The sequence below is a fragment of the Pseudodesulfovibrio aespoeensis Aspo-2 genome (genome assembly GCF_000176915.2).
GTDB lineage: Bacteria > Desulfobacterota > Desulfovibrionia > Desulfovibrionales > Desulfovibrionaceae > Pseudodesulfovibrio > Pseudodesulfovibrio aespoeensis.
The window spans coordinates 717,182-731,563 of the sequence record NC_014844.1 but is presented as its reverse complement, the minus strand read 5'-3'; the positions used below and the strand labels follow the sequence as shown (position 1 = coordinate 731,563).

Below are 14,382 nucleotides of genomic sequence, written 5' to 3'. Positions count from 1 at the left end.
AAAAGTCAAGGGGCCGGGGCGTCCGCCTCGGAACCCTTGGGCTGCCCACCCGGCTCGGACAAGGTTCGGGGTGGCCTCGGCTCCTGTTCAAATGGGAGCGTGCAGTAGAATTCGTTGCCCCGGCCATCGTGGCGGTAGCCCACGCTGCCGCCGTGCAGCTCGATCACCTGACGCGCGAAGTAGAGCCCGCGCCCGGTGCCACTCTCAAGGGCCACGTTGTCGGCCCTGAAGCCGGGCTTGAACACGGTCATGGGGTCCTTGAGGCGCAGCGGCGGGCCGGAAGTGGTCACCCACAGCCTGATGCCGGGCAGGGCAGGCCCAAAGTAGTCCTTGAGCACCTGCCAGCCGTAGGAGAGAAATTTGCCCGCCTCGCCGCCGGGCAGGACCGTCTCCTCGGTGTACTTGACCGCGTTGGAGAGGAAGTTGGCAAAGACCTGGGCGATGAGCCCCCGGTCCATGACCATGCGCACCTCCTGGTCCGGCGCGCCGCCCAGCTGATAGCCGATCCGGATGCCCCGCTCCTCCAGGGCCTGACGGTAGCGTTCCAGCTGCGGTTCGAGCACGCTGGTGCGCAGGTCCACCTCGCGCTTTTCGAGCACGTAGCGGCCCTCCTCGAAATGGCGACGGCGCAGCAGGGTTTCGAGAAACATGGAGGTGGTCTCGTAGTGGCGATAGATCTCCTGGTACTGGGCCTCGATGGAGGCTGCGGTCTGGGCCAGCCTGTTGCCTTCGGACACGCTCTCGGGGTCGCCGCTCTCGGCCATGCGGGTCAGGACGCGCCCGGTCACCAGATGCAGATCCTCGATCTGCCGCTTGAGCCGGTTGAAATAGAGCTTGAAGTACATGTTGGGCACGATGACGTTATGCCCGATGTCCTGGACCATGGACTTGATGAACCGCAGGTGTTCGCGGTTGCGCGACCCGATGATGCGCTGGTGGAGCTGGTAGCCCACGCGGTTGACGTATTTTTCGAGAAAGAGATGCTCGTGCCCCTGGACCGCGCTGCAGGGGTGCATGACAAAGGAGCCGAGGATGTTGTGCGGCGGCTTGAAGGGCAGCAGGTCCGCGTATTGGGGATTGCACTGGATGGGGATGTGGAGGTGGTCGCCGGAGAGGACCACCCGGTCCGTCAGCTCGCGGTCCCAGGTGCGGACGGATTCCAGTCTGCCCCGGTCCGTGGAGCTGTCGGCCAGGGAAAAGGTCTCCTCGTCCTCCAGCAGGTAGATGGAGCTCTCAAGCCTGAAGAGCACGCGGGGGATCATCATGCACACGGCGTAGAACATGTCCCGCCCACGCACCTCCTGGGCCAGCTCGAAGAAGATGTTCAGCGCGCGCGTCTGGCGCAGGGAAAAATCATAGCCGTCGTAGTCGTCGAGTTTTTCCTCGATCCGTTTGACCACATAGTCGAACCGATCCTCGACAGAATCGAAGTCGAGGCCGCTCTTGGGCTTTTCACGCTCGGCCTGCGGGCCGTCAGGAGTTCTCATGCCCCCTCCAGGCAAGTGACCGGGCAATGGCCGGACAATGGGCGTACAATGTCGCAATGCACGGACATCGCCGCGACAGTTGAAATCAGCATACAGGCAAGCAACGGCGAATACAAGCAAAGCCGGGGAAAAACGGCTCTGGTCACAAGAATCTTCGACGCACGAAGTAGAAGAGCATGACCAGGGCCACGGCGGCCATGAGGCCCAGCGAGTAGTGATAGCCATACCGCCAGGAGAGCTCGGGCATGTGCTCGAAGTTCATGCCGTAGACCCCGGCGATGAAGGTCAGGGGGATGAAGATGGTGGCGATGACCGTGAGCAGCTGCATGACCCGGTTGGTGCGCATGGAGATGAGCGAGATCTGGTAGTCGATCATGGACTTGAGGATGTCGTGCAGGGTGGTCACGTGGTCCACGGCCTGCTCGTGATGGACCGCGGTGTCGCGCAGCAGGGGCAGGGCCGGTTCCGAGATCTCGGCATCCACGCCGAGCAGGGCCTTGAATATCTCGCGCATCGGCAGCAGCTGGTTGCGCAGCAGGATGACCTCGCGCTTGAGGGTGTAGAGCTGGCCCAGCAGGTCGTCGGTGGTCCTGCCCTCCAGCTTGGTCTCCAGGGTTTCGGCCAGCTCGCTGAACCGGGTCAGGGTGTTCATGTTGCAGTCGGTCAGCACGTCGAGGATGGCGGCCATGAGATACGCCCCGCCCTCGCTCCTGAGCCGCCCCTTGCCCTTGCGGATGCGCCCCATCACGCCGTCGAGCACGCCGCTTTCGCGCTCCAGGAAGACAGCCACCAGATTGTCGCGCCAGAACAGGCTGACCTGCTCGCTGACCAGACTCGCCGCATCCTCGCTCAGGCTCTTGAGGACCATGAACCCGGTTTCGTCGTCGGCCCAGCTGAACTTGGGCCGCTGGCCCGCGTTCATGACATCCTCCAGTGCCAGGATCGGGAAATCGAGCCCGACCCCGACCCGGCGGATGGTCTCGGCGTCGTGAATGCCCACCACCAGGACGAGATTGACCCTGTCCGGCGCAAGAGCAATGTCCTGATCCGGGGCCAGCCGCACCTCGGTCAATTCATCCCTGGAATAAGAACAGCACTCGATGAAAGGGGTGAAATCGCGCGCCTCGCCAGCGTAGATAAGCGATCCGGGCGCGCTGTCGTGCTTGACGCGCATCCAGCGCAGGGAATCGAACATGGGGCCTCCCGCAGTTTGTCAGGGGGGTGGGTTCCTGCTAGTGTACTACACTGACCAAACCACCAAGTCCATGCGGGAGCTTTCATGGAATCGATCATTCGGCAGTTGCTGGACCATCCCGGCCTGATCAAGGCCCTGCACACCCTGGCCCTGGCTCTGGCCGTGCTGGTGCTGGCGCGCATGGCCCGGTCATTCGCCGCCCGGCGCGGCAGGCCCGTGGCCGAGACGCCCCGCGCCACCACCTATGTGGCGGTGATCGTGTTCGTCATCGGGCTGGTCTTCATCTGGTTCGAGGGCTTGAGCCCGGTGTTCGCGGCCCTGACCATCGTGGCCGCGGCCCTGACCATCGTGTCCAAGGAGGTCATCCTCAACTTCCTCGGCTCGTTCGTCATCTTCTGGCGCGAGCTGTTCGCCATCGGCGACCGGGTGCAGGTGGGCGACAACGCGGGCGATGTCATTGCCAAGGGCGTGCTCTACTTCACCCTGCTGGAGATCGGCGGCAGCTCCACCACGGGCCACAGCACGGGCAGGCTGGTCAAGGTGCCCAACGCCCACGTCCTGACCCTGCCGGTCATCAACGCCACGCGCGGCGCGGGCTACCTGTGGAACGAGCTGCGCCTGACCCTGACCCCGGCCAGCGACTGGCAGCAGGCGCGCACCATCCTGCTCGACGCAGCCGAGGCCTACCGCGAATCCCAGTCCATGGACCTCGACAAGATCCGCAACGCCTTTGAGCGCCGCTCGGTCTATTTCCGCGAGATGACCCCCCGCGTCTACGTCACCACAGCCTCAGGCGGCATCCGCCTGACCCTGCGCTACCTCTGCCGCTCCCGCCTGACCCGCGACAGCGAGGACTTCATCACCACCCGCTTCCTCACCCACCTCGCCCCCGGCCAGCTCGAACTGGCGGCCATGCAGGTGGAGTAGGCTAGCGCTTGAGCCGGTCGATGAGGGCGGCAAAGGCAAAGGTCGTCAGAATCCAGCCCATGAGGATGTGAAAGACCTGATACCAGACCAGCAAGCCACCCGGCCACCCGGCTCGACTGTCCAGCATCCACCGGCTTTTCTGCTCCAGATCGACCAGGGGCAGGAAGGTGTCGAGGGAATAGACGAAAGCCTGAAACGGTGGATGCCCGCCCGCCCCGGCCTGGACCTGAACAATGGCCTCCCGCCCGAACCCCCAACCGAACAGCACCCAGCCCAGAGCCACCATGCAAAGGGCCATGTACAACAAACGCTGTGGACGGTAGCCGTAGCCCACGAACAAGCCGAGGAGATGATGCCATATTCCTGCCAGCAGGCCGAACTGCGGCGGCTGTGACTCTGTCGCAGACCGTGAAATACGCTTTTGAAAACCGTGCTTGAAGCTCGGCAGAAAGTCGCGCCTGTAAAAATCAGCCAGCCGCTTATTCTTGGCGATCAGAACCTCCCTGGCCTGGCCTTCATACCCGGCTCGCGCGTACACCGCCGCCAACTGCTCATAGGGCTGGGGCCGGTATTCATCGTCCGGCTGGAGGTCGAGCCAGGCGAGGCGGTCGGCGACATCCATTGTGGCCCCATCTTGGAAAGACCCAAGACTGAAACCGTTCAGAAAAAGCTCCCCTTTTGCGGGCCACCCCGACGGGGTGTCATAGAGCATTCTTACAGAAGCCCCGCGAAGAGACAGGGAACTGTCTACTTCCCAAGTATTGTCATGTATCCTGAGCCCCTTTTCCAGCGAACACGCTCCGAGTTCGACATCTCCTTTGATCTCCATGCCCCCTAGAAAAAACATATCTGCAACGACGAGACGTTCCCCATTAAGAACAGAATCGTCATTATTACTTATTACAGAGTCACTAAACACTAAGCTCCCATCGATTGATGCCCCCAAAAGGTGCATCTCTCCATGTGCGATGAATCCATCTTCAAAGTGGGCTGACCCTGAAACATGCATAAAATCAGCACACAACGCCATACCGTTTTCATTGTGAAACTCTCCACCATGGCATTGCAAATTCCCGCCTATGAATGCCCCCAAAAGACGCACGCGACCACGAGCACTGAATCCTTGGTCAAGAAAAACACCCCCTGAAACACGCACTCGGTCTGCGCTCAACGCATCTCCGCCCTCATTGAGGAATTTTCCATCTCGGCAAGCCAGAATACCGCCGATAGACGAACCTAAAAGGTGCACCTCACCATCCGAGATGAAGCCTTCATCAAGTAAGACATCTCCATAAACCTGCATGCGGTCGGCACAAATTCCCCCGACATGTGACCTTGAAAGCTTCAATAGGCCAAAGGAAGCATCCAGTAACACGACCCGCCCCGGCACACGGCACCCTATCAAACCCAATTGCAACGGAAACCGCGAGAACGACGCATCCAGCTTCCCGTTCAACCGCGCTCCAGCCACCGTCACCCCCCGGTGAGTGATCAACTCAACCGCCTTTCTGTCCGTCAACAGCCACGCCACGCACTCGGCGCGCAGTTCGGGCAGGTCGGCGGTGGAGGGATCGATATTTTCCCATTTCTCATGGAACACTGCCACTCCGGTCTTCTGAATCTCCGAGAACAGCTTTTCCTCGTTTTCAGTCAGGTCTTCAAACCGCTCTTTCGCCAGTTCCAGCAGGGTCATGGTCTTGCTCGTCTCGTTTCTGGTTTCCCGAAATGTCGATTCCCCGGAGCTTCCGCCTTTCTTCCGATATGCAACATTGCATGCCAAAAGGGAAGCCCACCGTCGGGCAAGCACATCGTCAATTCACTGGCTCGGAATGTGATGCGTATGCCCCGCTCTTTTTCTCCTCGGTCACCAAAGGCGTTGATGGATAGATTTCGCTCCTCCGTCGCGACTTACTTTTGGACCAAAGCGGCCAAAAGTAAGCAAAAACCGCTTTTCAAGAATCTGTGATCGGGTCTCCCGCGCCGCGCGCCAGTAACGTCGGCCCGCTGGCGAAACAGTTGTCGGCGTCGAAGACTACCGCCTCCGCCGGGTTTCGCCCGAGACGCGGCCCGACGAACTGGCGCTGCGTCGCTCCCGCCCATTGCGGGTCTGCGGTAGTTAATTCGAAAATGATGTGACCAGCGTGGAGACAAAGAAGGTCTGAGGTGATCGCAGGCCCATCCGCCTACCGCGACCGCAGCTTTTCCGGCCTCAGTGCGCCCCAGCCCTTAAGCCTCCTAAGGCTTAGAAGCTGACCATGCGAGGGCTGCGGCTCTTCGAATCACGGAGCCGCTTCGGCGACTTGATTCGGGAGCAGCCCCGCATGGATCAGCTTCTTGGCCGTGGAGTGCAGGCGGCCAAGCTGGCAAGGCCCTTTTCTTTGGTTACTTTCTTTTGGGCCTTGCAAAAGAAAGTAACCCCGCCGGGAGGGCAATCAAAAAAACTTGGAGGAGCGCCAGCGACGGCTCTTCTCTCCCTCTCCCCCGCCCACCCCACTCCCCACTCCCCGCGCCATTTACTGCCGTGGCGATTTGTGCCAAGGTCCGCAAAACCTGCGCGGGAGAGCGAAAAGCATGGAAAAGATCATACTGGTGCATGTGACCGGCAACGACAGGCCGGGGTTGACGGCGGAGCTTTCCGACGTGCTGGCCGGGTTCAGCGTGGATATCCTCGATATCGGCCAGGTGGTCATCCACAACTTCCTGACCCTGGGCATACTCATCAGGCTGCCCGCCAACTCCCAGCCCGTGCTCAAGGATCTGCTCTTCAAGGCCCACGAGTTGGGCGTGACCATGAAGCTCCACCCGCTGGACGAGGCAGACTACACCTCCTGGGTGGGCGAGGCGGACAAGCAGCGGCACATCATCACCCTGCTCGCCCGGTCCATCTCCGCCGAGCAGATCGCGGCCATCACCGCCGTGGTCAGCGAATCGGGCCTGAACATCGACACCATCCACCGCCTCTCGGGCCGCGTGCCCCTCACCGGTCGCCCGGCTCAATCGGCACGCGCCTGCGTGGAGTTCACCGTGCGCGGCACGCCCCGCGACATGGCGGCCATCCGCTCGAAATTTCTCGATATCTCCGCCGATCTCGTGGCCGACATCGCCTTTCAGGAAGACAACATCTTCCGCCGCAACCGCCGGCTGGTGGCCTTTGACATGGACTCGACCCTGATCCAGGCCGAGGTCATCGACGAGCTGGCCAAGGTGGCGGGCGTGGGCGAAGAGGTGGCCGCCATCACCGAGGCGGCCATGCGCGGCGAGCTCGACTTCAAGCAGAGCCTGCGCAAACGCCTCTCCCTGCTCAAAGGCCTCGACGAATCCGTGCTGCGCGAGGTTGCCGCCCGCCTGCCCCTGACCGAAGGGGCCGAACGGCTCATCTCCACCCTCAAGAACGTGGGCTACAAGATCGCCATCCTCTCCGGCGGGTTCACCTATTTCGGCAACATCCTCAAGGAACGGCTCGGCATCGACTACGTCTACGCCAACGAACTGGAGATAGTGGACGGCAAGCTCACGGGCCGCGCCCTGGGCGAGATCGTGGATGCGCAGAGAAAGGCCGAACTGCTCCAGGCCATCGCCGACCAGGAGGGCATCAGCCTGCAACAGGTCATTGCCGTGGGCGACGGGGCCAACGACCTGCCCATGCTCAACCTCGCGGGCCTGGGCATCGCCTTCCATGCCAAGCCCAAGGTCAAAAAGGGCGCACGCCAAGCCATCTCCACCCTCGGACTCGACTCCATCCTCTATCTCATCGGCGTCCGCGACCGCGATGTGGCAGGGGAGTGAGGCGGAGCCGATTGCTGCGTTGCTGCGAGCAAGGCGCACCCTCGTGGAGAAGGACTCCACTTCGGTCTCACCTTGCTCTTGCGCCTATCTCTGCTGTCCTGATCCGTAAGATGCGCCGAAGACGGCTCATCAACGGCTCAAGGCTGCACTACCCCACCTCCCCCCCTGCTCCGGCTTCGGGCGGGAAAGACGAAAGGGGCTCTGACGAGCCTTGGGGCATGCCTTGTTTGAAGAAGGGGAATTTGGTGGAGGAAGATTTCGCGCAGGGACATTTTTGACAATCCCGCCATTTCGGGCAGGGCGAAGCGGGCCGGATCAGGACCGAAAGACCGGAATCAGTGACCCAGAACCACCAAGCGGCGGCCTGAGGCGTCTTCCTCAATGCTGACAAAGGCCGCCCAGCGCTCAGGGCAGAGATCGGGCAGGCCGCGGGGCGGAGCCAGCTCCTCGTCCGCAAAATCCACCTCGGCCACCACCCTGCCGCCACGGGAAAAAATCAGGCTCCAGCGGCCTTCTGTCGGCTCGGAGGCCAGATACGGCAGGCCGAACCGGTTGCGCAACTCCGGCTCGGGCGAGCCAGGCGCCACCACGCAGACAGTGTCCCAATCGTAATAGTCCAGGAAGGCATCCAGAGAAAACGGCTCCCCCGGCTGATACAGCCCGGCAGCCAGAGCCTTGCGGAACCTGTCGGCCACATAGGTGTCCGTATAGTCGATGGACAGGGCCACCGCCACCGCCCCGGCAAGCACGAGAAAAACAATCGCCGCACTCTTGAATCGCGTCACACAGGCACCCTCCTCCGGCCACGGAAAAGCCCAGCAGACAAAATCATAGGGGCTGCCTGGGCAAAGGTCAATTTGCCCCCGCAACCGGGCGATGCGTTTTTGCATTTGGCGAATGTAACAAATTTGATAAAATTTTTTGTTTTTTGTCACTTTTGTCAAGGGTAAAAAACACGATTTTGTGGAAACCAAGGAAATACGCCATCGAATTTTTGGCCCCGGTTTTGCATTGGCGCTATCCGGAGGTACTCATATGAACTTTATCGACAACGCTTTCATCCTCATCTGTGCGGCCCTGGTCATGTTCATGACTCCGGGTCTGGCCCTGTTCTATGGCGGGTTGGTCCGCTCCAAGAACGTGCTGGCCACCATCATGCAGTCCTTCATCATGCTTGGGCTGGTCTCGGTGCTCTGGGCAGTGCTGGGCTATTCGCTCTCCTTCGGGTCCGACATCGGCGGGCTTATCGGCGGGCTGGACTTTGCCTTCCTCAACGGCGTGGGCATGGACAACGCGGGCTCCCCTGCCGAAAACCTGCCCCATCTGACCTTCATGATCTTCCAGTGCATGTTCGCGGTCATCACGCCCGCGCTCATCTCCGGCGCCTTTGCCGAGCGCATGAAATTCCCCGGCTTCCTGGCCTTCTCGGCCCTGTGGCTGCTGCTGGTCTACGCCCCCATGTGCCACTGGGTCTGGGGCGGCGGCTGGCTCGGCCAGATGGGTGCGCTTGACTTCGCGGGCGGCGCGGTGGTGCACATGAGCTCGGGTGCGGCAGCCCTATGCTGCGCCCTCCTCATCGGCAAACGCAAGGGGCACGGCTCCCAGCCCTTCATCCCCCACAACCTGCCCATGACCATCCTCGGCGCGGGCATTCTCTGGTTCGGCTGGTTCGGCTTCAACGCGGGCAGCGCCCTGGCCGCCGACGGTCTGGCCGCAAACGCCTTTGTCACCACCCATATGGCCACCGCTGCTGCGGCCATGTCCTGGATCGCCGCCGAGTGGCTGCACGGCGGCAAGCCCACCACCCTGGGCGCGGCCTCGGGCGCAGTGGCCGGACTGGTCGCCATCACCCCTGCCGCCGGGTTCGTCACCCCCATGGCCGCCATCGTCCTGGGCCTTGGCGCGGGCATCATCTGCTACGGCGGAATCATGCTCAAGAACAAGCTCGGCTATGACGACGCCCTTGACGTGGTCGGCATCCACGGCGTGGGCGGCACCTACGGCGCGCTGGCAACCGGCGTGCTCGCCTCCATCGGGGCCGAGGGGCTTCTCCTTGGCAACGGCCACCAGCTTTGGGTACAGTTCGTCTCCGTGATCGCCACGTGGGGCTTCTGCTTTGCCATGACCTTCATCATCTTCAAGGTCGTGGACGCCACCATCGGTCTCAAGGCCGGCGACGAGGCCCAGGACCGGGGCATGGACATCGCCGAACACAGCGAAACCGGCTACCAGTGGTAACCCGTCGCAAGGAGACACAGTTATGAAGAAAATCGAGATCATCACCCGGACATTCAAGCTCGACGAGGTCAAGACAGCCCTCTCCGGCATCGGGGTCAAGGGCATGACCGTCAACGAGGTCAAGGGCTTCGGACGCCAGGGCGGCCACAAGGAAGTCTACCGCGGCGCAGAGTATCAGGTGGATTTCGTCCCCAAGATCAAGATCGACGTGGTCGTGGAGGACGATTTCGCCCCCCAGGTGGTCGAGGCCGCCAGAAAGGCCGCGCACACCGGCCAGGTGGGGGACGGCAAGATATTCGTCTCCACCGTGGACGAGGTCATCCGCATCCGCACCGGCGAAACCGGCGAGGAAGCGATCTAGCTGCCACTTCCCGCCCGGACCCTCGCCCAGGCGGGCTCGGTACCATGGGCGGCGGGAATCCCCCCTCCCGCCGCCCAACCGGCCATCCCGGCCCGGCAGCGCCAACGCTCCATCCAGGCCGCCGCGCGGCACAGCAGGTCACGCCATGGATTCCCAGCCCAGCCTCCCGGCCCCGGCCCTGCGCCTCAAGGCGGCCCGCGCCGACCTCTTCGAGCGCGCCAGACACGGCGCAGTGGGCGGCTTTGCCTGGGAATACACCCATCTGGTGGACCGCTACTTCGAGGAGCGCATCCTGGAGCTCGGCGACCAGCCCTTCGCCTTTGCCCTGGTGGCCGTGGGCGGCTACGGGCGCGGCAGGCTCTGCCCCGGCTCGGACGTGGACATCCTGCTCCTGTTCAGCCGCCGCATTCCCAACAGCACAGAATCCTTCGTCAAGTCGCTGCTCTTCCCCCTCTGGGACATCGGCCTGGATCTGGGCCACGGGGTGCGCACCGTGGCCGACTGCATTGCGCTGGCCGACAAGGATTTTCAGGTTTTGGCCTCGCTCCTGGACGCCCGGCCCCTGGCGGGCGATGCCGAGGTCTTCGAGCGGCTGCGCGCCGCCTTTGCGGCCAAGGCCCTGAAGCGACAGGGGCGCACCTTTGCCCGCAGCCTGAGCCAGCACAACGAGTCGCGCGCCGTCCAGTACGGCGACGCCACCGGCATGCTCGAACCGGAACTCAAGAACGGCCTGGGCGGACTGCGCGACGGCCAGCAGGTGTTCTGGCTCGTCACGGTCATGGCCGCCCTCGGCCTGCCGCCCCTGTTCCTGCCCGAAGAGCTGGCCCGACTGCGCGACGATCAGGCCTTCCTCAACCGGGTGCGCACCGCCCTGCACATCTGCGCCGGGCGCAAGACCGACCGCCTCTTCTTCGACCTCCAGCCGCGCACGGCCCGGCTCATGGGCTTTGCCACGCACCACGACTCGCCCGAGGACACGGGCCGGGCCGTGGAATTTTTCCTCTCGCGCCTGCATCAGGCCATGACCCGGATCAAGGCCATGCGCGAGGCCATGTTCCAGGAGGTCTTCCCGGCCCAATCCGCGACCCTGCCGCCCCAGCCGTCCGCACCCGGCATCTTCCTCGACGCGCGCGGCGTCGGCCTTGTTCCACAACCAAAACCCGCGCCAGCCGCGGTGCTCACAGCATTTCTCGAATCCGCGCGCACCGGCCTGCCCCTGACCTGGGCCGCGCGCCGCACCATCCGCGACAACCTGGAAAGCCTCGCCGCCGGGCTCACAAACCGGCCAGAGACCCTGGACGGGCTGGTGAAGATATTCGCCGCCCCGCGCTCCGGCCCGGCCTGCGACGGACTGCTCGAAACCCGACTCCTGCCCGCCGTGGTTCCAGAATTCGGACAGGTGGAGCACCTGATCCAGTTCAACGACTACCATGTCCACCCGGTGGGCCGGCACACCATGGTCACCCTGGCCCGGCTGGCCGGATTCCGTTTTCACGGGAACTCGAAATCCGACGCCAACGCCTGGGCCGCCGAAATAGCGGCCCGCGTTCCCCGCTACGACATCCTCATCCTGGCCGGGTTCTTCCACGACCTGGGCAAGGGCAACCCCGACCACTCCGAGGCGGGCGCGGCCATGGCCCGCGAGGTTCTGACCCGGTTCGGACTCGACCAGGACACGGCCCAGGAGGTGGCCTTGCTCGTGCGCCATCACCTGCTCATCCCCAAGGCCGCCACCCGGCGCGACCTCTCTGACGAGCGCGTGGCCAGCGAGATGGCGGCCACGGCAGGCAGCCCGGAGCGGCTCGACGCCCTCTACCTGCTCAGCGTGGCCGACTCCATGGCCACTGGCCCGCGCGCCTGGAACAGCTGGTCCCGCTCCCTCTTCGCCGAGCTGTACTTCAAGACCCGGAGGCTGCTCCTGCACGGCCCCCTGGCCGAGCCGGACGCGGCCAAGCGCATCGAGACCGCGCGCGAGGCCGTGCTGCACACCTGCACCGACCTGGACAGGGAGTTCGTGGACGCGGCCCTGCGCGCCATGCCCCCGCGCGCCTTCCTGGCCCTGGACCACGCCCAGCTGGCCGGGCATGTCCGGCTGGTGCGGCAACTCTGGGACAGCGTGGCCCGCGACCGGCTGCGCGACCCCTCGGCCCCCGGCGGCCAGGGCATCGCCCTGATCGAGGCCGGGCCAGGCCGGGCCGAAGGCACCTGCCGCCTGACCATCGCGGCCCTGGACCGCAGCGGCCTCTTCGCCACCATGGCCGGTGCCCTGGCCCTGCACGGGCTGAACATCCTGGCCGCGGACCTCTTCACCTGGGCAGACAAGACCGCCGTGGACGTGTTCACCGTATCCGAGCCGCAGGACACCCTGTTCATGGACGAGATATGGCCGCGCGTGGCCCGCTCCATCGAACAGGCCCTGACCGGCAGGCTCGACCTCGCGGCCCGGCTCGCCGAGCGGCGAAACTCCCCCCTGCACAAAGGGAACTCCGCGCCCCGGCTGCGCCCCATCGTCACCGTGGACAACCAGGGCAGCGATTTCTTCACCCTTGTCGAGGTGGCCGCGCCCGACCGCATCGGCTTCCTGCACGACATGGCCCGCACCCTGTCCGGCCACGGGCTGTCCATCCACATCGCCAAAATCACCACCATCAAGGGCCGCGCCGCCGACATCTTCCACGTCCGCGACCACACCGGCGCCAAGCTGACCGACCCGGAGCGCATCGAGACCCTGCGCCGCGACCTGCTGCACGCCGCAGAACCCGCCTGATCCCACGCCCCCCGCCCTTGCGCTTTGCGCCAAACTCTGCAACATCGGGCGTGAGGGAATCCCGACCAACTCCAGCCAACACGGGGCGACCCATGACCAAGACCAACAGACAGGGCGAAATAGCCGTCTTCTTCACCGGCGGCACCATCGGCATGTCGCCGACCGAGGGCGCGTGCGGCGTGGCTCCGGGCGGCAACTTCGACAAGCTCCTCAACCAGCTCGCACCCCAGCGCCAGGGCGTCACCCTGCGCCCGGTCGAGTGGTCGGACAAGCCCAGCCCGCACATGACCCCGGCAGACATGTTCCGACTGGCCCGCGAGGTGGAGACAACCCTGGCCCAACCCGCAACGCTGGGCGCGGTCATCCTGCACGGCACCGACGTGCTCGTGGAAACCGCCTACCTCTGTGACCTGGTCATCGACTCGGACAAGCCCGTCATCCTGACCGGAAGCATGCGCTACTACTCGGAATCCGGCTACGACGGCATCCGCAACCTGATCAACGCGGTGCGCGCCTGCCTGCTCCCCCTGCCGCCCGGCACCGGAGCCTGCGTGCTCATGACCGACCGCATCTTCGCGGCCCGCGAAGCGGTCAAGGTCAACTCCCTGAACGTGGACGCCTTCGAGTCGCGCGAGGCAGGCATCGTCGGCTACGTGGCCGGCGAATCCGTCATTCTGGCCGGCTGCCCCCTGGCACACGCCCCGCGCCGCAAACTCAAGCCCCGCGACATCGAGCCGAATGTCCCGCTCATCACTGCCTACACCGGCATGGACCGCTCCCTGGTGGACCACGCCAGAAGCCAGGGCATGCGCGGACTGGTCATCGAAGGGTTCGGCGCAGGCAACGTGCCGCCCACCCTGGTCCCGGCCCTCGAAGCCTGCCTGGCCGACACCATCCCCGTGGTCCTGACCACCCGATGCATCGAAGGCGGCGTGTGGCCCATCTACGGCTACCCCGGCGGCGGGGCCGACCTCGCCAGACGCGGTGCCATCCTCTGCGGACGCCTGGGCGGCCCCAAAGCCCGCCTGCGACTCATGTGCGCCCTCGGACTCACCCGCAACATGGACGAAATCCGCGACCTCTTCGAAGACGCCTGAGGAGGGATGCCTCCGGCGGCCAGAGGGGGAAACCGCTTACGCTCCGCCGCAAGGCGAGGTTGGGGAAGCAGAAAGACAGACAGCGGCGGAGAGGGCGTGGATGCGCGAAAAGACAACCTTCTTTTCTATTTGATAAAAAGCGGCTCGCCCCGTGCGGACGGCAGCCCCCTACGCCGCCATCATGCCCTTGCTTGCCCGTTTGCCTGTCCAGGCGGCGTAGACCCAACAAGTTTTGAAAGGGGGGGCGGGGGGAAAACTTTTTCAAAAGTTTTCCCCCCCGGAATCTTCCTCCCCACTCACTCCCCCCCGCCCCGTTGCCACCCTGTCAACAGGGAATGTTGGTCTTGTTTTGCCCTGTGGCGTCCTTGTGGCGCCCGTTTTTGGTTTGGGCAGGAAGTCGGGGGTAGGTTGTCTGCATCGGCCCGACGGTTCCGGTTCGGCCCGCAGCCTGTGTGCGAAGCGGTTTTGCGCATGGGGGTGCGGACACCCGGTCGGAAGGTGTGTCGGACACCCGGTTTTGGAGT

10 protein-coding genes are annotated in these 14,382 nt (G+C 64.1%); 6 read left to right on the top strand and 4 right to left on the bottom strand.

What is annotated here, in order from left to right:
* Nucleotides 1-5: 5 nt before the first annotated feature.
* Nucleotides 6-1,487, bottom strand: coding sequence for a sensor histidine kinase (locus tag DAES_RS03290; protein WP_013513612.1), 1,482 nt, complete (start codon nt 1,485-1,487; stop codon nt 6-8).
* A gap of 142 nt (nt 1,488-1,629) precedes the next feature.
* The gene (gene corA, locus DAES_RS03285; RefSeq protein WP_013513611.1) at nt 1,630-2,682 is read right to left on the bottom strand and encodes a magnesium/cobalt transporter CorA; all 1,053 of its coding nucleotides are present in this window, start codon (nt 2,680-2,682) and stop codon (nt 1,630-1,632) included.
* Nucleotides 2,683-2,766: 84 nt separating this feature from the next.
* Here corA and DAES_RS03280 point away from each other — a divergent pair, with 84 nt between their 5' ends.
* Nucleotides 2,767-3,609, top strand: a complete 843-nt coding sequence (locus tag DAES_RS03280) for a mechanosensitive ion channel family protein (RefSeq protein WP_013513610.1) — start codon at nt 2,767-2,769, stop codon at nt 3,607-3,609.
* Nucleotide 3,610: 1 nt separating this feature from the next.
* Here the strand turns inward: DAES_RS03280 and DAES_RS03275 are convergent, their stop codons facing one another.
* Nucleotides 3,611-5,302 (bottom strand): hypothetical protein, encoded by a 1,692-nt coding sequence (locus DAES_RS03275; protein WP_013513609.1) that lies wholly within the window; start codon nt 5,300-5,302, stop codon nt 3,611-3,613.
* A gap of 878 nt (nt 5,303-6,180) precedes the next feature.
* Between DAES_RS03275 and serB the strand changes: the two genes are divergently transcribed.
* Nucleotides 6,181-7,395, top strand: coding sequence for a phosphoserine phosphatase SerB (serB, locus tag DAES_RS03270; protein ID WP_013513608.1), 1,215 nt, complete (start codon nt 6,181-6,183; stop codon nt 7,393-7,395).
* 335 nt (nt 7,396-7,730) lie between these two features.
* Here serB and DAES_RS03265 read toward each other — a convergent pair whose 3' ends face one another.
* Entirely contained in the window at nt 7,731-8,180 is a 450-nt protein-coding gene (locus tag DAES_RS03265) for a hypothetical protein (RefSeq protein WP_013513607.1), read from the bottom strand.
* Between the two features lie 250 nt (nt 8,181-8,430).
* Between DAES_RS03265 and DAES_RS03260 the strand changes: the two genes are divergently transcribed.
* The 4 genes from DAES_RS03260 (at nt 8,431) to DAES_RS03245 (ending at nt 13,858) form a co-directional block, all read left to right on the top strand.
* Complete coding sequence (locus DAES_RS03260) at nt 8,431-9,633, top strand: ammonium transporter (protein ID WP_013513606.1); 1,203 nt, start codon at nt 8,431-8,433, stop codon at nt 9,631-9,633.
* A 22-nt stretch (nt 9,634-9,655) separates the two neighbouring features.
* Nucleotides 9,656-9,994, top strand: coding sequence for a P-II family nitrogen regulator (locus tag DAES_RS03255; protein WP_013513605.1), 339 nt, complete (start codon nt 9,656-9,658; stop codon nt 9,992-9,994).
* A gap of 145 nt (nt 9,995-10,139) precedes the next feature.
* The gene (glnD, locus tag DAES_RS03250) at nt 10,140-12,761 is read left to right on the top strand and encodes a [protein-PII] uridylyltransferase (RefSeq protein WP_013513604.1); all 2,622 of its coding nucleotides are present in this window, start codon (nt 10,140-10,142) and stop codon (nt 12,759-12,761) included.
* Nucleotides 12,762-12,853: 92 nt separating this feature from the next.
* Nucleotides 12,854-13,858, top strand: a complete 1,005-nt coding sequence (locus tag DAES_RS03245; RefSeq protein ID WP_013513603.1) for an asparaginase — start codon at nt 12,854-12,856, stop codon at nt 13,856-13,858.
* Nucleotides 13,859-14,382: the final 524 nt, after the last annotated feature.